The organism is Stenotrophomonas maltophilia, assembly GCF_013464915.1.
Lineage (GTDB): Bacteria > Pseudomonadota > Gammaproteobacteria > Xanthomonadales > Xanthomonadaceae > Stenotrophomonas > Stenotrophomonas maltophilia_AT.
The window spans coordinates 1-17466 of sequence record NZ_RAVT01000051.1 but is presented as its reverse complement, the minus strand read 5'-3'; the positions used below and the strand labels follow the sequence as shown (position 1 = coordinate 17466).

At 62.2% G+C, this 17466-nt stretch carries 20 protein-coding genes and 1 pseudogene; 13 read left to right on the top strand and 8 right to left on the bottom strand.

Going from position 1 to position 17466, the window contains the following annotated elements; all coding sequences use genetic code 11:
- Positions 1-164: 164 nt before the first annotated feature.
- Together D7T59_RS17070 and D7T59_RS17065 are read left to right on the top strand one after the other, a co-directional pair.
- On the top strand, positions 165-584 hold the full coding sequence (locus D7T59_RS17070) for a hypothetical protein (protein ID WP_180852966.1): 420 nt from the start codon (positions 165-167) through the stop codon (positions 582-584).
- A 28-nt stretch (positions 585-612) separates the two neighbouring features.
- Positions 613-2355: a hypothetical protein gene (locus D7T59_RS17065; RefSeq protein ID WP_180852965.1), complete on the top strand. Its 1743-nt coding sequence runs from the start codon at positions 613-615 to the stop codon at positions 2353-2355.
- A gap of 147 nt (positions 2356-2502) precedes the next feature.
- On the opposite strand, the gene D7T59_RS17060 is transcribed toward D7T59_RS17065, so the two are convergent.
- From D7T59_RS17060 to D7T59_RS17045, 4 genes and pseudogenes are all read right to left on the bottom strand, one after another.
- Positions 2503-2817, bottom strand: coding sequence for a hypothetical protein (locus D7T59_RS17060; protein ID WP_180852964.1), 315 nt, complete (start codon positions 2815-2817; stop codon positions 2503-2505).
- Positions 2818-2927: 110 nt separating this feature from the next.
- Positions 2928-4067: an HNH endonuclease gene (locus D7T59_RS21350; RefSeq protein WP_343203085.1), complete on the bottom strand. Its 1140-nt coding sequence runs from the start codon at positions 4065-4067 to the stop codon at positions 2928-2930.
- A 729-nt stretch (positions 4068-4796) separates the two neighbouring features.
- A pseudogene (locus D7T59_RS17050) lies at positions 4797-7547 on the bottom strand (UvrD-helicase domain-containing protein); the annotation flags it as partial.
- Between the two features lie 42 nt (positions 7548-7589).
- Positions 7590-7973, bottom strand: coding sequence for an HNH endonuclease (locus D7T59_RS17045; protein WP_164263279.1), 384 nt, complete (start codon positions 7971-7973; stop codon positions 7590-7592).
- A gap of 429 nt (positions 7974-8402) precedes the next feature.
- Between D7T59_RS17045 and D7T59_RS17040 the strand changes: the two genes are divergently transcribed.
- The 5 genes from D7T59_RS17040 to D7T59_RS17020 all read left to right on the top strand — a co-directional run bounded on the left by D7T59_RS17040 (position 8403) and on the right by D7T59_RS17020 (position 9759).
- Positions 8403-8612, top strand: coding sequence for a hypothetical protein (locus D7T59_RS17040; RefSeq protein WP_180852963.1), 210 nt, complete (start codon positions 8403-8405; stop codon positions 8610-8612).
- Between the two features lie 50 nt (positions 8613-8662).
- Entirely contained in the window at positions 8663-8857 is a 195-nt protein-coding gene (locus tag D7T59_RS17035; RefSeq protein WP_180852962.1) for a hypothetical protein, read from the top strand.
- A gap of 170 nt (positions 8858-9027) precedes the next feature.
- Entirely contained in the window at positions 9028-9396 is a 369-nt protein-coding gene (locus D7T59_RS17030) for a hypothetical protein (RefSeq protein ID WP_180852961.1), read from the top strand.
- Positions 9377-9565, top strand: a complete 189-nt coding sequence (locus D7T59_RS17025; protein WP_180852960.1) for a hypothetical protein — start codon at positions 9377-9379, stop codon at positions 9563-9565. The genes D7T59_RS17030 and D7T59_RS17025 overlap by 20 nt, the downstream gene beginning before the upstream one ends.
- Positions 9562-9759, top strand: a complete 198-nt coding sequence (locus tag D7T59_RS17020) for a hypothetical protein (RefSeq protein WP_180852959.1) — start codon at positions 9562-9564, stop codon at positions 9757-9759. The genes D7T59_RS17025 and D7T59_RS17020 overlap by 4 nt, the downstream gene beginning before the upstream one ends.
- Before the next feature lie 144 nt (positions 9760-9903).
- Here the strand turns inward: D7T59_RS17020 and D7T59_RS17015 are convergent, their stop codons facing one another.
- Positions 9904-10782: a hypothetical protein gene (locus D7T59_RS17015; protein WP_180852958.1), complete on the bottom strand. Its 879-nt coding sequence runs from the start codon at positions 10780-10782 to the stop codon at positions 9904-9906.
- Between the two features lie 386 nt (positions 10783-11168).
- Between D7T59_RS17015 and D7T59_RS17010 the strand changes: the two genes are divergently transcribed.
- Entirely contained in the window at positions 11169-11870 is a 702-nt protein-coding gene (locus tag D7T59_RS17010; protein WP_180852957.1) for a uracil-DNA glycosylase family protein, read from the top strand.
- Positions 11867-12655 (top strand): DUF6988 family protein, encoded by a 789-nt coding sequence (locus tag D7T59_RS17005; protein ID WP_180852956.1) that lies wholly within the window; start codon positions 11867-11869, stop codon positions 12653-12655. The genes D7T59_RS17010 and D7T59_RS17005 overlap by 4 nt, the downstream gene beginning before the upstream one ends.
- Here D7T59_RS17005 and D7T59_RS17000 read toward each other — a convergent pair.
- Positions 12652-12948 (bottom strand): hypothetical protein, encoded by a 297-nt coding sequence (locus tag D7T59_RS17000; protein ID WP_123958753.1) that lies wholly within the window; start codon positions 12946-12948, stop codon positions 12652-12654. The two genes, D7T59_RS17005 and D7T59_RS17000, sit on opposite strands and share 4 nt — an antisense overlap.
- Positions 12949-13044: 96 nt before the next feature.
- Positions 13045-13323 (bottom strand): helix-turn-helix transcriptional regulator, encoded by a 279-nt coding sequence (locus D7T59_RS16995; protein WP_324618463.1) that lies wholly within the window; start codon positions 13321-13323, stop codon positions 13045-13047.
- Positions 13324-13553: 230 nt separating this feature from the next.
- On the opposite strand from D7T59_RS16995, the gene D7T59_RS16990 reads away from it, so the two are divergent.
- Genes D7T59_RS16990 through D7T59_RS16980 form a run of 3 tightly spaced genes read left to right on the top strand, consistent with a single transcriptional unit; the run spans position 13554 to position 15327 of the window.
- A complete protein-coding gene (locus D7T59_RS16990; protein ID WP_180852955.1) occupies positions 13554-14426 on the top strand; it encodes a hypothetical protein in 873 nt (290 codons plus the stop codon).
- Positions 14423-14785, top strand: coding sequence for a hypothetical protein (locus tag D7T59_RS16985; RefSeq protein WP_180852954.1), 363 nt, complete (start codon positions 14423-14425; stop codon positions 14783-14785). Before D7T59_RS16990 ends, D7T59_RS16985 begins: the two co-directional genes overlap by 4 nt.
- Positions 14786-14844: 59 nt before the next feature.
- Positions 14845-15327 carry an ABC transporter permease gene (locus D7T59_RS16980; RefSeq protein WP_180852953.1) on the top strand — a complete coding sequence of 161 codons (483 nt, stop codon included), beginning with the start codon at positions 14845-14847 and terminating at the stop codon, positions 15325-15327.
- A 212-nt stretch (positions 15328-15539) separates the two neighbouring features.
- On the opposite strand, the gene D7T59_RS16975 is transcribed toward D7T59_RS16980, so the two are convergent.
- The gene (locus D7T59_RS16975) at positions 15540-16124 is read right to left on the bottom strand and encodes a helix-turn-helix domain-containing protein (protein WP_180852952.1); all 585 of its coding nucleotides are present in this window, start codon (positions 16122-16124) and stop codon (positions 15540-15542) included.
- 131 nt (positions 16125-16255) lie between these two features.
- On the opposite strand from D7T59_RS16975, the gene D7T59_RS16970 reads away from it, so the two are divergent.
- Positions 16256-17122 (top strand): DMT family transporter, encoded by an 867-nt coding sequence (locus D7T59_RS16970; protein WP_219629842.1) that lies wholly within the window; start codon positions 16256-16258, stop codon positions 17120-17122.
- The last annotated feature ends 344 nt before the right edge of the window (positions 17123-17466 follow it).

The window sequence follows — 17466 nt, the reverse complement described above, 5'->3', positions numbered from 1 at the left end:
GGGATCTCAAGCTGGGCGCTTGTCGGCCGCTAACCTCACGGACGACCAGGCTTGTGGTGCCAGTTGCGCAAGGGGCGGGGGCACAAACCATGTTCTCCGCTTTCTCAATGCGTGCGACAAGATTCGGTTCCACTGGCGTCCCAACCAACACAAGGAGCTTCAAGATGGCATTGGATATTTCGGCCGCCCAGGCGCGCGACAACATGTCCGCGGTGCGCGAACAGTGGGTGACGGCACACTTGGAGCAGATCACTGCGGTGATTTCGGCCGCCTCCGATAGCGGCGAGATGGCAGCTTCGTATGAGCTACAGGTGGGCGTGAGCGAGGAGGCTGGGCTTGAGCGAGTCATGGAGGCCTTGACGGTCCAAGGATTCTCTGTAGTTCGGCGTGGTAAGCGCACTGTTGTTAAGAAGTCGGCTGTGCGACGCAGCCTTGCTGACCTCGCTGCCGGCAATCCGGTGCCGGAGGGCGAGACGGGTCACAAGGAAGATGTGGTGTTGGATATCAGCTGGGCCGAGGAGGAGGAAGTGTCCGAAGACGCAAGTGATTTCAGCCTGCCGCTGACCCCGGCGCCGTTGATCTGATCACCTCGCCAAGCGAAAGGAGCTCGTTTTGAACACGATTGTTTCGGCTGCAGACCTCCGCCGGACGGCGCAACAGCGTTCCGACGCCTGGGCGGATAAAGTCCTCTCCACGTTGACTTCCCACATCGACGCGGCGTCCCGTGGCGGTCATGGCGGTCTGCGTTTTGTGATCGATACCCCGGCAATCGTTGGCGGGCTGGAGCGGGTGTTGAAATCACTCGATGCTCAGGGTTTTGTGGTCTCCAACGTCGCAGGGGGGGGCGAATCCCCGATTCTGATGATCCGTTGGGATGAGACTGCTGCGTCCGTGGTCATGGGAACGGTGGCGTTGTCCGATCCGCCCGGTATCGGCAACCTGTATGAAATGTTGTCAACGTCGGCGGTAGCCGTCGCCTTGGAACGCACCCAGATCAACAAGTTCCACACCAAAGGTGGAACGGGCTTCGCCGCCGAAGAGGCAAACGCGTTTGCCGACATCCTTGCTGGCCGTAAGGTTGAGCAGGTTGGCGCGGACAATTCGCTCAATGGCCCGGATCGAATCGTCGATGGCGTTCGGATTCAGACCAAGTATTTCGCGACCGCGAGGGAAACGGTTGGATCGGCGTTTGGAGCGGATGGGTATCGATACGAAGGGCAGTTGCTCGAAGTGCCCTCCGATCAGTATGAGGACGCAATCGAGCTGATGCGCAAGCGCATCAGCAGCGGTCAGGTGCCGGGGATCAGCGATCCGGCGGAAGCCGAGCGCATCATCAAGAAAGGCAGCACGACTTATCGCCAGGCGAGGAACATCGCCCGGGCCGGCAACATCGATAGCCTGACCTACGACATGAAGACGCAGAGCATCGCCTCCAGCTATGCGTTTGCGATCTCCTTCTCCATCAACTTCGCTCGGCAAAAGTGGGATGGACGGACCAACATGGAGGCGCTCAATGGTGCGCTGACCATGGCACTGGAATCCGGTGCAACTTCCTTTGTTTCTGGGATTGCCACCGCCCAGATCCTGCGAACCAAGGCCGCGGCCATTGGAGTGGTGGCGGCCCGGGATGGAGTCAAGTTCGTGTCCCAGAGCGCCCTTGGCCGCAGTGCAATTCAGAAGGTCGCTCAGGTGTCCTTGGGCAAGGCTGTCTACGGGGCCGCTGCAGTCAACCACGTCGCCAAGCTGTTGCGGACCAATGCTGTCACAGGGGCTGTGACCACTGCCGTGATTTCTGGCCCGGACTTCTACCGGGCTGCGTTCAGTCGCAACATTTCTTGGGCGCAGTTCGGTAAGAATCTGGCGGTCAACGGCGCAAGCGTAGCCGGTGGTGCTGGCGGCTGGATGGCTGGCGCTGCGGGTGGGGCTGCCGTTGGTTCGGTGGTTCCGGTCATTGGCACCGCTGCTGGTGGGGTGATCGGTGGCATTCTGGGGGCGCTGGCAGGTGGCACTGCGTCGAGTGTGGCGTCCAAATACCTGCTTGATGGGCTGGTGGAGGACGATGCCAAGGAGATGCTCCGCCTGCTTCCTGGCTATGTAGAAGCCGTGGCGAACGACTACTTGCTGTCCGAATCGGAGACCAACGCGTTGGTTGAGATCATCAAGTCTCGGCTCAATGCGGCATTCTTGAGGGACATGTATGCGAGCAAGGACAAAGCTCGGTTCGTCTACCAAGCCTTTGAGCCGGATTGCGAGAAGATGGCCAAGGCCCGACCAACGATCACGCTGCCGAAGGAGACCGTCGTCCAGGCTTCCCTCGACGAGATCGAGGAAGAGGTGCTGAACCAGGTTGAGTGACGCGGCTGGCCGTGGCCCGGTGAGTTGTCGCCGGGCCACTAGGTTGGGATTGCTGAAAGTCTCATCGAGCGTCCCCTAAGAAAAGACCCAGCGCCTGATCAGGCGCTGGGTCTTTTTTTGCCCGGTTGGCATCTCTGCGGCGCGGTGTCAGTCCTGGTGCTTCTGGCCGCTGTTCTCCACCGTGGTCACTTTGACGATGGTCGCATTGTCGATGTCAAAGTCTCCGGTGATGGCGCAAATATCGTCGATCTTGCAAGCAGCAAAGATCTTGGGTGCAACGTTCTTGTCTTCCATCTCGAAATCGAAGGTGCCTGCATCCGGCGTTTCAAAGTTGCAGATCATCGTCCCGCATCCATAGTGGCCGACGATGCGCTCACCCTTCAGGATTTCCGCATGGGCAAGCGCTGGCAGGGCCAGGGCGGCGGCGAGAGCGAGGGTGGAGGTGCGATAAGAGAGCTTCATCCCGAGTCCTTGAGAAGTTGTCAGTTCGCTTGGGGTCCAAGCATTACGAGCCAATTGTCTGGCACTTTGGTTTATCGGAAGGACATCGGGAATCTTTAGGTTCTACGTTTTTAGTTCGCCAAACGAGCCCGACAGCGGTCGCCATGTTCCTTCAGATGTGCAGGGTTAGGTCGATTCGTGGCCAGCTGGGGGAGCCGCAAGGAAACGCCCTGCAGGTGGGCGTAGTCCGTCTGCAACAGCGATGGAGCCAAAGCAACGGTTTGTTCCTCGGTAACCCAGAGCAACCCGCAATCGAATAGCGTGTGAAGGTCTGCACGCAGCAGTAAGCCGTTGTCGATTCGGTCAGTGTGGTCACCGCGGTAGGGCAGCACATGGGCTGCTTCCAACACCTCCACGGCTGAGCAGCCAGTGATGGCGCAACGGCCACCGTAGGCGTCCAGCAGCCTGGCGCGGAACAGCGGCTGGCCCCTGCGCTGGGCAACGGCCCTCATGCTCCAGACGCGTGCATCGTGTTCTGAGTCAAGGGGGGGCTGATGTTCAAAGGCTTCTTGTAGCGCCTGCGCCTCGACCATCAACTCGGGAGTCGATGCAATCTTGACCGCAACCCATGTGCCGTCACCGTTCTGCTGCAGGCTCCAATGACCATGCACGTTGGCGTTGAAGGGTTCATACGTCACCTCACGTAACCGCCCTTGGCGGAACACCAGATCCTGGGGATGGCTTGAAGTGGAGCGCCAGTCTGTTCGAGCCTTGTTGTAATGCCTGCGATTGGCATCGTTCACGGTCAGCAGCGTGAGGTTATCGCCGGCGTCAGAGTGATTTTCGGTGGGGTAGCGCTCTTTCAACCAAGCGCGGATGTCCGCGATCGAGGACGGGCCTCCAAGCGCTGTGACAGCTTCGGCCACGTGCCAGTATTTGACCGGTGCTCGGTCACTTCTGTTTCCGTCGCTATTGGGCGCCACGCCCATCCGGTCGAACGTCAACTCAAATCCGTTCGAGCTAAGTGAGGCCACCTGGCCTACCAAGCTGAAATCGGGCTCAAAATCGTTGCGCACACGGGCTGCATTGCCCGCGGTGACTTCATCGGGCCTTTCAGACGTAGCCACCACGACACGGATGGGCAGCCCCTCATCCAGGGCTTGTTGGAGATGGCGTCGGAAGAAATGCTTTCCCTGTCCCTTCCACTGAGACGTATCACCAACGTAGCGCGATCGGTCCGGCTGGAAGTTGTGCGCCCAGAGACTTACCACCACTTGACGTGGATCGCCCCAACGGCAGAGGAAGTGAACTGAGGGTTCTTCAGTTCCACGCCATACTGGCGGAACGCCTCTGTGATTCGCATGCTGAGTTCCTTAGATTGGTTTCCAAGAGGATGTAGGGTCTAGGACTGCGAGGTAGTGGCCTGCGGACAGCTTTTCGATCGAAGTAAGAAAGTGCCTGCGCAGGACGGGGTCCGTCGCGAGCTGGCCATGGATTGCAGAAAGGAATGCTTCCCGGTCCTCCCTCAGCCCGTCAAACGACCGCTGGATCGCGGCTTCAAAGTCTTCGTCTGGATGCTGCTGGCTGCGCGAGAACGTTGGCAGTGGGGTGTTGAACGGCGGCCGAGCGTCTTCGGGGGCGTCCCGGTGTGCCTCAATTGCTTCCGACAGCGATTCGTAAGCTTCTCTGAAGCGAGGGTCTTTCAGTTCTTCTTCCAGAGAGATTGCGGATCGCGCGAGATCCAACGCGCTTTCTATCGCGCTTCTTTCAACGAAGATTCGGTGCTTCAAGTCGGACGTCGCGCTTTGCACAGCGCTGGCGCGGGCAACGTTGCGGTTGATTTCCGCCAGCCCATTGTTGAAGGATTCGAGCATGGAGAAAAGCGTTCGCCTGGGAGATGCAGGCTGGGGAACGGAGGCGGGGCGGACTGGCCGGCTCGGAGGCACCACCGACGCGCGTTTGTGGGGCGACGGTGGAGTGGTGGGGAGGGAGCGGGCTGCACCGCGCCGCGTCGGCTTGTAGCTGCAAACGGGGAAGTTGGAACAGGCGCGAAACTCCCCGTAAGGGCCCGTGCGCAGCACCAAGACTCCTTGCTTGCAGGCCGGGCAGGGCGTTTCCTCGACGGCCTCGCCATCGGTGTTGGTGAGCACCACGGCCCCGTCTTCTTCCAGTTCGCGAAGGAACGTCGAGCATTGCCCCTGGGCGGTGAACATCGCCACGGTGCGCCGAGCCCGGGTCAGGGCCACGTAGAACAGCCGGCGCTCTTCGCCCAGCGGGAAGGTTTCTCCTTCGGGCATGGCAAGGGCCAACACCGGATCGTCGGTGCGGGTGTTGGGGAAGCTGCGCCGACGCGGGGCGCTGATCATTTCCGGGAGGATGACGTAGTCTGCTTCGCTGCCTTTGGAGCGGTGGATCGTCAGGAACGACACCTCCACCCAGCGGTTGAACCGGCTCTGCTTCGTGGGCACATACTGCCGATCAGCGTTGTAGCGGCCCAAGACGTAAACCGACACCTTGCCGTTACGCCCCGGCGGGATCGTGCCATCGCGCACGCCCTCGGCCAGCTTCACCACGAAGCAGTCGATTGCATCGGCCAGCTGGTCCTTGGTGTCCACCTGGAACGCTTGGAGCACTGGGCCGTGGGCGGGGGTGGCCGAATGCACGCGCTTGGCGATCTGCCCCGGGTTCTTGGAGACAAACGCACTGGATACGTCGCACAGCGCCTGGGGGCAGCGGAACGTTTGCTCCAGCTTGAGCACCTGGCCGTGGCCGAACCACTGGCGAAAGCCGGTCATCACCGACACGTCCGCGCCGGCAAATCGGTTGATCGACTGCCAATCGTCGCCCACAGCGAAGAGGAAGCGGCCCTTGCCTTGGACCAGTGCGCGGCACAACCGGGCCCGGGCGCGCGAGGCGTCTTGGAACTCGTCGGCCATCACCAGGTCGTAAGGCGATTCCACGCGCCCGCCTTCCAAATGGCTGGCGGCGAGGTTGAGCATATCCTCAAAGTCGATGCCATCCTCTGCTGCCAGGGCTTCGTCCCACGCCGCCATCACCGGAACGGCGATGTCCAGGAACATCTGGTAGCGCAGCTTGAAGGTGTCGGCGGGCATCGCGTCCAACCGCTGATGCAGATCCGATGCGCTCAAGCCGTTGCTCTTGGCGTGGCTCATAAACGTGCGCACCAGCCCAACGAGCTCGACCGATGCCATGGGCTGCTGGCCTTCCTTGGGAATCTCCCGGTCAGGGTTGGGATCGAGCACCAACCCCCGGTCGGTCAGTTCGCGCTCCAGCCGATCGAAGTCGTCGCCGTGGCGCAACCCGTGGCTGGTGGTTTCAAACAGCTCGGTGCCTTTCTCCGCGTGAAGCTGTCGCTTCCAGATCACCCCATCCATGTAGCCTTCGAAGTGCGCTGGTGGCACGCCGTTGGCGTCGAGCGCGAAGTGTTCATGGAACAGGTTCAAGTCGGGGTAGTAGAAATCGGGCTTGTATTGACGGTGCGTTTCGTCGGCGGTGCGGTGGGGGTATGGGGCCTCGTAGCGGTAGTTGACCCCGTTCAAGAAGAGCAAGTTGGCGATCATCAACTCTTCCACGCTCTTCACCCGCTCGCCGCGGTTGGTGACCAGCGCGCCCTTGCCCTGGGCGTCCCACACGTCCGACGGCTCCGGTGCACCAAACGCCGGAAGGTCCTTGCCAAAGACGAAGCGGAACAGGTCCCACTGGCGGCGGAACGCGAGCGACCGGTCTTTGAGCTGGTCCACGATGTCGGTGAGCTTTCGCACCCCGCCGGCCGCGTCGGTGGCCCAATCGGGAATGTCGGGCTTTTCCCCGGTGGCCTTGCCGATGAGGCGCAAACCCAGCGCGTGGAAGGTGGATGCCTCCACCGTCACCTCCGCCATGCCCAAACGCTCAAATGCCAAGGCCGCGCGCTCCTTGAGCTCTTCGGCGGCCTGCTTGTTGAACGCCAACAAGACGATCCGCTTGGGGTCAACGAATCCGCGGTGGATGGCGTAGGCCGCCTTGGCCACCATGGTCGAGGTTTTGCCTGAGCCGGCCGAGGCCACCACCTGCACGCGGTTGTCGAAGCACACCACGGCCCTTGCCTGTTCCGGGGTGAGCGGTTTGCTCTCCACCCGGTCCAGCAAGTCTTTGCAGGCCACCAGCTCGCGTTCCACGTGGGCAGCGTTGAGCGCGGCCCAAGCCGGGCGGTGGTCGGCTTCCCACGCGGCCAGCGAGCGTTCGATCGCCTGGGCAGCCGGTCCCAACCGAACCGCCACGCCGGGCTTCTTCAGGCGCGATCGGAGGACGGCCGGGTCAACCGTGGGGCGGGCAGCGAGGACATCCTCCTGCTGCTCGTGGGTGAACCAGCGGCGTTGCTCGAAGCAACCCCGCTCTTGTTCTGCCTTGTGGGCCAGCCACGCGTCGATCGTGCGCTGCTGGCCCTTGAGGAACGCCACGTCCTCGCGCAGGCGCTTCTCCGTCAACGCCACGTTCAAAGCTTGAACCAAGGCGGCGCCTTGGGCGTTGGGCAACCCGTCGGCCCTTACTTCCCGGCCCTGTCCAGGATGGAACGTGATGTCGGTCCAGAAGGTGCCGGCGTTAACGCGGTAAGTGGCCTCGTCCTCGACGTTGACCCGATAGGTGCGACCGTCCAGCGCCAGGGCGAGCTCCAGGCCCTCTAGGCGCAAACGCCAATCCGATGATCCCGTTACGTGTTGGCCCACCCACGATGGGCCCCATTCCTTTGCCATTCCTTGTCCCACATGTCCCCTGGAAACGCCGGTGGGGAGACGTCACCGCACCGACGGTTCCATGGTAATCGCTTGGGCGCGGCTGGAGATGGCCAATCGGGGGCAGGGCACGTGCCACTTTCCTTGGGCCACGCGCCGTTGGACCCGGTCGCGATACACCTGCGGTGAGGGAGCTGGAGTGGGGCGTTTGTGGCGCCGCAGGTTGCACAGGTGGCACGCGGCCACGACATTGCCCGCCACGTCCTTCCCACCGTCCTGGCGGGCCAGCAGGTGTTCTGCCGTGCATCGGAAAGGGGCGGCCGAACGGGGGCGCAGGCCCAACTCGTCGGGCGAGCACAGCCACATCGGGCCGCTGCAGTAGTAGCAACGGCCTTGCTGGGCGTGAAAAGAACGGGTGCGCAGGGTTTTGAGGGTCTTCGTGCTCAACGGTGGGCTCCGGAATCGAAAAGGATTCCCGCGCCCCCATTGGGTGGACCTCGGGCACCCGGCCCCTAAGGCGGCCGAGCACAGCACCGACGCTTCAAGCGACCGGCACGGTGGTTATACGACGCGTTGTGGGTCCTTTGCAACGGACCGGGTCACTCCACCCTTGGGATGCGAGCGCTTGGACCGTCTTCCACCAAGCCCACGAGGGGAGGGCGTTCTGAAACCGGGCCACGTCCCCGGTGGGCGCGATTGCCGGGTGCGAAACCTTGGGTCCACGCGTCCGAGCGCAAGTGCGTTGCACTCCTCCACGGTGTTTCGGCCTCTCTGGCCTCCTGCGCTGCCGCTTCGTCGCTGCCGAGGTGCTGCACGGCCTTTCGTCTCCCCGGATCGGTTCGCGAGCAATCCGCTCGAACCCAACGGAGCAACACCATGGCCAAGAAGAACTCCCAGCCCGCCACCGACCGCCTCGACGCCTTTCTGGTGGAGGAATACGAAGTCCAGGGCGAGAAGCACAGCAACTGGTCGAAGATCGGCGCGGCCTGGCCGCACCAGGACGGCAAGGGCTACCGCCTCGTCCTCAACGCCCTGCCGTTCAGCGGGGTGGTCGTGCTCCGCCTCCCTGAGCCCAAAGACGCGTGAACCCCACGGGGCCCTTCGGGGCCCCTTTCATTTCCTCAGGGAGAACACCCATGACGACCATCAACGCCCAGTGGTGCACCGCCTTCAACGCCGCTCTGCAAGCGCACTTCGCCCTCACCATCCAGGACGCCGGGTTGACCGATACCGAGCTGGCCCGCTACGCCGACCTGCAGCCCCGAGAGGCTGCCCTCACGTTCGGCGAAGACCACGATCTGGACCGCGTCGATCTCGGGTGGTTCACCTGAAGGGGCATTGAGCCCCTTCGTTTCACTCCCTCAAAACCGGGCTTTTCTCCCGGTTCTTCTCTTTAGTCAAAGCGATCCCCTTGCGGGTTTTTCGTGCAGGTGTATCCCAAACGTATGACGTTCGCGATGCGTTCGTCTGACACCGACCAACGAAATACAAAGGGGGAGAGATGTTCATTGGATTCAGACTGACGAAGCGGCTTGTCGTCAACATCGTGGTTGCCCTGGTGCTGGGGCGATTGTTTTTCATGGGCATGGACGGCTTGGACCGGTTTTCCGATACGTGGAACCGCACCTTTGGGGCGAGCATGCCCAACGCCAGCGGGTTGCGCGGCGCCGTCAACGGCGCACGCCAGGTGTTCCCGTCGGGGCTGGACGAGTATGCGCGCCAAGCCGAACTGGACGCGGCCCAAAGCACCTCGCTCAAGGACGTGTTTGCCAGCGTGTTCGGGCGCGCGAAAAACGAGGAGATCATGTTGCCCTCCACCATCAATTCCGCTGGAGGGGAGGGCTCGATCTATGACCGCTACGACCATTGACTTTGAGTGGCTGTCCATTCTCTCCGGGTGGTCCTTGCTCAACGACAGCGCGGCGCTGCTGCGCACCCCCGGCCAACGCTGGGCGGGCTTGGAGGGATTGCTCGTCGGCTACGGCCTCATCGCTGGACAGTGGTTCGTCCTGGCCACCATGGCCGGAGCGCTGGCATGACCACCGTGGGCGCGGTGCTGGCCGCCATGTTGGCTGCAGCGCTCCTGGCCGCTGTCCTGGGCCTGGCCGGTATCCATTGGGTCAATGCCCGCCACGCCAGCGGGGCGCTTCGTGTGCGTTACCGTTTGCGTGCCCAAATCCTGGCCGGTTTGGCGTTGGCGTGGGTGCTGACCCTGGCGAGGCTGTCCACGTGAGCCGTCCACCCTACGTGCAGATGGCCGTTCGTGTGCCGCAGGAGTTGAAAGACCGGCTGGAGCAGGCGGCAGCCCGAGAGGGGCTGCATGCCAGCGAAATGGTTCGCTTGTTGCTTTGCGAGGGCTTGGCACTCCGTGCGGCGATCAATGGGCAGGGGTCCTCACGATCCGGTGGTTGAGCAGCGGCCGAACAAAGTTGGCCGGGGTGGACTTGTCCAACGGTTGGGCGCGCACCTGGTATTGCCCGCTCTCGCACAAGCGCAACAACTCAGCTTCGTCGTGGATCTCGCGCTGGCCATCCTTGGTGTTGCCCATCTTGGCTACCCGGAACGCCACGTTTCCCGTGTCTCGGTCCCTCATCCGCACCGGGACGATCACCCTTCCATCGTGGCGAACCAGGTGGAAGGCTCGGGCAAAGCGGTCGCCGTTGGACGCCCTAGCTGGTGAAATCGGGTCAGGCGGCGCGGCACGCTGGATCGGTGCCGGTGCGAGGCAAGACGGAGTTGGCGAGGGCTGCGCTGGGGCCTTGTGGCCCAATGCTTGGAGCGCCAGCTGTTTCTTGCGGCCGGGTTCGGTGGTGACGTCGCCGTCGATCCACGCTTGAAAAGTGCCGTTGGCCGGGCTGGGATGTGAGGCAAATACCCACGTCCGGCCCTGGGCGCGAAAGGCCACCTCGTTGAGGTCTTGGAAGTCGTTGAACTGTTGGCGCATGAGCGCCTTGACCCCCTTCACGTAGGCATCGGTGGTCCCCAACAAGACCACGCGCTCCACGCTGTCAGGAAGCGGATCCAAGTGGCGTGCCACGCATGTTTTCATGGTTTCCAAAGGCAACGACGAACGCATGGCCTTGGGCATGATGGTGCCACTGCTCACCAACTTGCCGTTCTCCATCAACGACAACCCACAGCGCACCAAGGAGGCGGCGCCCATGTGGCGGCTTTCGGCGGTCAGGGCGTCGTCGATCGTCTGCCCACCCAGATCAACCCCAAGCTCGTGCAACACGGCTGCGAGGCGAGGGCGCATGGCACCTGCAAAGGCGACCCCATCGAAGCTCCCCTGTTGGGCGGCGGCAATTTGGGTGGCCCCTTTGGAAAAGCCCAGGACCAAGGTTTTGGGGGCGCTGGTTCCCCAGTAGCCGGGATTGGCACGGAGGTGCCAGCCTCCCTCTACACGCACATCAAGCCCTGGTGCATGGCATGCGCGGCACGCCTGCCAGCCGTGGTGAGTTGTCATCGGGCCCCCCCCGCATGATCCTTGAAGGCCCATACAGTTAATGCACGTGCGAACGGTATGCAAGAGATTTTTGTCGGCTAGATGTGGCGAAAAATCGGATGGCATGGGATGGTGTGCAATAGTGCGTGGCAGCACGGTGTGGAGTAGCCTGACACCATCATACGAAGGTCAATGGCATGGATGATTCGGCTGAATTGAACATGGAAGCGTGGCCGTCAGAGGTGGCCTTCGTGCCCTACGTCGGCCGCGGCTACTGGAAGGGAGTTGAAGGGCGCCGCGTCTTGCTACTTGGCGAGTCCCACTACCGGGAGGCTGGGTGGACCGACGACCCCGTTATCACTCGTCCTTTCACCCGCGAAACGTTCGGCGACATGGAGACTTGCAACAGGAAAGGTGGTGGGAAGTTCTTTGATGAGCTGGATCGCCTGCTGACTGGTCAAAGCAGCCCAAAGGTTGTGGATGCCGCCAATGCCTGGCAGCACGTTGCATTTTGCAACTTGTCCCAACGCTTCGCCGGCACGAGAGCTGGGCACCGTCCGTTTGGAACCGACTTCAGTCAAGGCGGGAAGTTGTTGGTAGAGGTGATCCTCCCTCTGCTTCGGCCAGAGGTGATTCTTGTGCTTGGCCGCACCGCTTGGCGAATGTTCGAGCACGGGAAGCGGTCGGACCAGCCTACCTTCCAGGCTCGCCATGCAAACTCACAGGGCAGGAGGCGGCGCTATCTGGAGGAGCGCCACGTGTGGTCTCTCGATTACGGCAATGGATGGGCGTGGATGACTTGGGTCTACCATCCATCTTGGAACGTAGACCGCTGGGAGGATCGTGCCGCAGCTCTGAGGCATCTTTTGAAATGCGGGAGTGAAAGGCAAAGGACATGACGCAAAAATCGTTGAAGGATGCGAACCGTGATGCGCGGGAGTCGCAGACCGCAAAGCGCCTGCCCACGGCGTTGGACATCGCACAGGAGGCCAGAGAGGCCAAGGCCAGTCTGGAATTGAACATGTCCTGCATGGCCCGCATCACTGTTCCCGCCAGCAGTGAGCGGCACCGGGTGACGTTCCAGCTGTTGAGGGCCTCGATGGACTACGGGCGTGCGTTGCTGTTCCTCCTGGAGACCCATCCCGTCGATCTTCCAGCGGTGGCCTTGGCGATGCACCGCTCCCAGATTGAGCAATTCCTGCGGGCGGTGTTTGTCCAGTTCCTTGCCGACGACGAACAGCTGGCGGACTTTCTCCAGGAAGATCGCGGCCCCCGAAAGAAGAACGAGAAAGGAAAGTGGGTGGCTATTGCCCTCAAAGACCTTGCCGCGGACGTGGAGCAGGCCATTGCACGCATCGGGCAGGACGATGAGCCTCAGAAGCTGGCTCGGACGGTGACCAATTCGTGGGACCCTCTTTGCGGGCTGGTCCATGGCGGGAAGGCCATTCGGGTGATGTATCAAGATCCCAATGGACAGATCGGAGCGCACGTGCCGGCGGCCATTCTGTTTCAGACCACCGTCAACGCGGTGGCCACCACCAACTTGTGCGTCATTGCAGCACTGACGGCGGTTGGGGTTGGGGCCTTTGAGGAAAGCCCCGTTGTTGAGCAGTGCGCCAGCGGGATGTTGCACTACATGCAACGGAGGAAAGCCCGCATGGAAGAGCTGGCCTGGCCGTCTTAAAGGACCGGACGCGTATTGTCGCGCCGCTCTGTATCCCCACCAACGATCGCTGGCGGGGAGAGTTGCAATCGGAGGTCTGCGAATCCTCGGTTTAGGCGGCGTGCCTTCTGGCCAAGGGATTCCCAGGTCGAGTCTGCGGCGTCGGATGGAGGCTTTTCGTTGAGGATCAGCTGGGCCGATGCCTTGAATCTCTCAAGAAGTGCTGCTTCATGCCCCGGTGGGTCCAGTTCAACGCGGTTGCGGGCCTCCGCTGCGTTGAGCTCCAGCATGTTCAGTTCGATCAGCGTGGCCATGGCAATGGCGGACCGGGTGGGCTCCGTCCTATTGCGGCGGCAGAGGTGGGTGATCCATGTCCACATCGGGTCGATTCGTCCTTGTTCGCCGATGTCCTAGTCCTTGGTGGGCGACAACACTTGTTCGATGAGTGCGTTGCGCTTCTTCGCCGGCAGCTCACCCAAAACGCCCAGCAGTTCGGCAAAACGTTCCTGCTGAGCCGCGCTCTGCTCCCCCAAAGCCAAGATCGCATCGGCCATCGCCGGGCTGGTCGCCAAGAGATAGGCCGGGGGCACTTCCAAGGCCTGGGCCAGCTCGAAGAGGGCTTCCAGGCTGATCGACATGCCCTCGGATTCATACCGAGAGATGCGGGCCGACGCTGCGTCCTTGTCCATCCCCATCCGCACTCCGACCTCGCGTTGGCTAAAGCCCCGCAGGACGCGGGCTTGGCGCAAACGCGCGGCCACCACGGCTCGGGGAGCGGGCGGGGCAGAGGTCACTGGCTGAACGGATGCAATGCAGGCATGCGGACAGGATGACCCAGAGGCTACGCCCCGGGTAGACTCTACGTGGCACGTAAGTTGGCTGCAAGGTCCCAAATCAATCGGTGGGAACAGGGGGTTCCATGAAGGGAGTTAGAAGGGCCGTGCTGACCGGGGCGTTTGCCCTGACTGCGGCGGCTGGAGCGCAGGCACAATCGGGGGCCGGATCGGACCTGCTTCGCCACATCGGCCGAGCCATCCAAGGCACGCCCAAAGTGGTCGGCGATAGGACGCGGAGCCCTTACCTCGAGCCGGCCGGGACTTACTGGGATCTGGACCAGGATGTCTTGGAAGGGATTCAGCACCTGCGGGCCGGGGTGACGGCTGTCGGGGGTGGGGGCGTGGACACCTGCGACATGCAGTTGCTCGCCATGGCCCATTCGACCTATCGCATCGACGCCGACAAACGCCAATGGTGCCTGAGGCAGTGGTGGCTGATGGACACGAAGGCCCAGGGCGCCAACGGCATCTCGGGCAATGATCCGGCCGCCATCGAGCGCCGTTATGGGCCGGCTTTCGACGCGCGCCTGCAGCGCTTCAAGGGCATCCGGCGGTTCGCCCTTCGTCCCACGTTCCAATCCATGGGGGACGTCGCCTACCGAGCCGACCGTGGGGTGCTGGAAGGATTCATCCCGATGCCGCAGGTGTCCGCGGCGGGACAAAGCGTCACCGGCAAGGGCTTTGTGCCGTGGGGCCACCGCACCACCGGTGGTGTGTCCAGCCCACCCAACGCCGGCCGCTTCCACCTGCTGGTCCGAATGGACACCCAAGAGGCCGCCAATCTCGCACGACAAGGTCGCAGCTACCGAGACGATCTGGTGGTGTTCTCCGTCAACCGGGTTTGGGTGGACGGCACGGTGCCGAAGATGGACGTGACGATAGAGAAAGTCAGACTGGGTTACCGCGACGAAACCATCGACGTTGATTTGACCAAAACGCAAGGAGCACCGGCATGAAAGCAACCCTCGTTTCCCTCGCTCTGATCACCGTGGGCTTGGCCGCCTGCAGCAGCAAGGCGGATTTGCCCAACATCGAACAGGTCGCCCACGCTTACGAGGCGCATGCCAATGCCAACCTCTCCAGCGAAATGGGCCAACGAATCGAGGTTCGGGGTTGGAAAGACCTCACCGCGGATTGCACGTCCAGTGGTCCTCAAAGGGCCACGTGCGTGACCGGTGGAACGTTGGACGTGGTCGGGTTCCAGGGCGAGCAGCAGTTGAAGCCCGACCCCGTCCCCGTGCCGTCGGCCTACGACTTCGTCTTTGAGAAGCAACCCACCGGCTGGGTGCCGGTCGGAGCCCAGAAAAAGGGTTGACCTTGCCAGGGCGCCAAATCGCGCTATGCATGAAGGGAACACCACTTCAAGGAGGTCCCATGTCTTACAACGCTCATCACAGCCCCGGCGGTCACATGCAGTGGGGCTTGCTGGCACCGGCCACCGTCATCCTCGGTGGCGCGGGCTTGCTGTTTCTTGCCGGTGCTCAGGAGATCGGCCAGAACCTGGGTTACGGCTGGCAAGCCGGCGTGTCTGCTGCGGGCGGGGCAGCCGTGCTGCTCCTGTTGGCCTTGCTCTACGTGTTGAACTGGCGAGCGGCCCGTGTGCGTGCCGCAAGGGCCAGCGGGCTCCTGGTGTCGCCACGCAAGGGAGGCTTTGGAAAGGGCGCCTTGGTAGGCTTGCTCTTCGTCGTCGCCCTGCAGTTGGCTAGCGTTGCCGTGGGCCTGTTCTATCCGGGCTTGGGGGAGGGGGAGCGAAACTTTTTCACGTTCGTGCCCCCAATGGCTCTGATGGCACTCCTGCCCGTGGCGCTGATCGCAGGTGGCGTCTTAGGCAATCTTTGGCGCTCTACCAGCCTGTGAGATCGGACCATGTCCTTTGGGCCCCCGCGAGGGGGCTTTTTTTGTTTCACTCACCCGTCCTGTTCCCTCAGGAAAAGGAATGCTCAATGAAATCAACAATCAGGCGCAGCCAGCGGGACTACTCGCTGGCCTCGTGGGAGATTGGGGCGACACACAGGGCCGGCGATTTCCTGACTCCGTTTAGTTGATCGCCCTGCATCGGTTGTCGTGCATCACGTGTGCTCGATCAACATGACGGCAGTGGTTCCAGCTTCGAGTGCTTCGAACATGTGGGCTTCGTCGGCCGAATAGGTCGCATAGTCGCCTGCGGACAGTTCGACGAGATGCCCGGCCGGCCCCAGTCGGGCACGTCCGCGACAGAGGACGACATGTTCAATCGTTCCCGGTGGATGCGGCTCGGACAGCCGTGGCGCGCCTGGCTCGACCGCGAGCCGATAGAGGTCGCGCTGAACACCAGCAGGACAGACGGCCAGCAGGGTGGCGGTGTAGTGGGCCTGCTCCGAAGCCACGGTGGGGCCTTCATCGGCGCGGATGACTTTGAGGTGGCTTCTCTGCTGGCCGATTAGCCGGGTCACTTGGACATCCAGCGCCATAGCCAAGGCCCAGAGCGTTTCCAAACTCGGGTTGCCGGTGCCCGCCTCCAACTGCGAGAGCGTGGACTTGGCAATGCCGGCTCGCTTGGCTAACTCGGAAACGGACAGGCCCTGGCGCTCCCGCTCACGCTTAAGTGACGCCGATAGCAAACCGATTGGCGAAGGCTGCGCGGCTTGTGAGGTTGACGCCATACTGTTCACCATAAAAAACGATCGTTCGACTTGACGAACGGAGTCATGGTGATCATTATGTCGGTCGATTGTTCGTCCTGTCGAACCGTTTCATCTTTTTCTGATAAAGGCCGCGTCACTTGAACACTAGGACTCGGGGAATCATGGAGATGACCACGGCGATGGTCATCTCTGGCACGGTCGGCTGGTTCGTGCTCGAAACACGGATGCCGGCCGCCTCCGTCGTGTTCTGGCGCTGCGCGTTCGGAGCAGTCGCTATGCTGCTGGCCTGCGCCTGCCTGGGCCTGCTGCGCCGGGATGTCCTCAATGCTCGGCAGGCGGGGATGGCTGCGCTGGGCGGCGTGGCCTTGATCGTAAACTGGAGCTTGCTGTTTGCAGCCTATTCTCATGCGTCTATCGCCGTCGCCACCGTGACCTACCATACTCAGCCCTTCATGCTGGTGGCCTTGGGGGCGCTGTTTTTCAACGAAGGGCTGACGGCAAACAAGCTCGGATGGCTGGGGGTGGCCTTTGGTGGCGTAATGCTGATCGTCATCGGTGGCCTGCAGGCCGGCTTCCACACACCGGACTACCTGGCCGGCATCGGCCTAGCACTGGCAGCCGCGTTCTTCTATGCCATAGCCGCAGCCATCACCAAGAGCCTCAAGGGAGTTCCGCCGCACGTGATCGTCGCGATCCAGATGATCGTAGGCAGCGTGCTGCTGGTGCCGTTCGCCACCTGGCCCTGTGACGCATCCTCGCGGCATGCTTGGGGCCTGCTGCTGGCCATCGGCTTCATCCATACCGGCCTAATGTCCACCTTGCTGTACGGTGCGATCCAGAAGATATCGACCTCGCTGGTGGGCGTGCTCTCGTTCATCTATCCGATCGTCGCCATCCTGGTCGATGCATGGGCTTTCGGGCACCTGCTGGGTGCGACGCAGGTCGGAGGGGCCGTTGCCATTCTCGTTGCCGTGGCGGGGATGAATTTCGGGTGGAACCTTTTCCCGCTGCATCGCGGAAATACATAGCCTGTGGAACTACGCCTTCTTCGCTGCTTCCTTGCCGTGGCCGAAGAACGTTGTCTTCTCCGGCTGAAGTGAACTGTGGTCCAAGGCCGCGGAGTGCATTGGCTTGACTCTGGACTTCTGCCCAGATTCCAGACCAAGCAGTCCATAACCGGCCTTCCACGTCGAAGTAGCATCGACGCTTGGAGCATTGAGCACTTCCGCTGAATGCGTTCGGTCTACGGAAGCTATTGGATGAACATGAAGCGGACGACGGCGGGCGGCCCCGGCCCCATGCGCGGTGATCGGCGGGATACCGAGATCCGGAACTACGTGATGAACCTCGGCCCCCAACATCCTGCGGCACA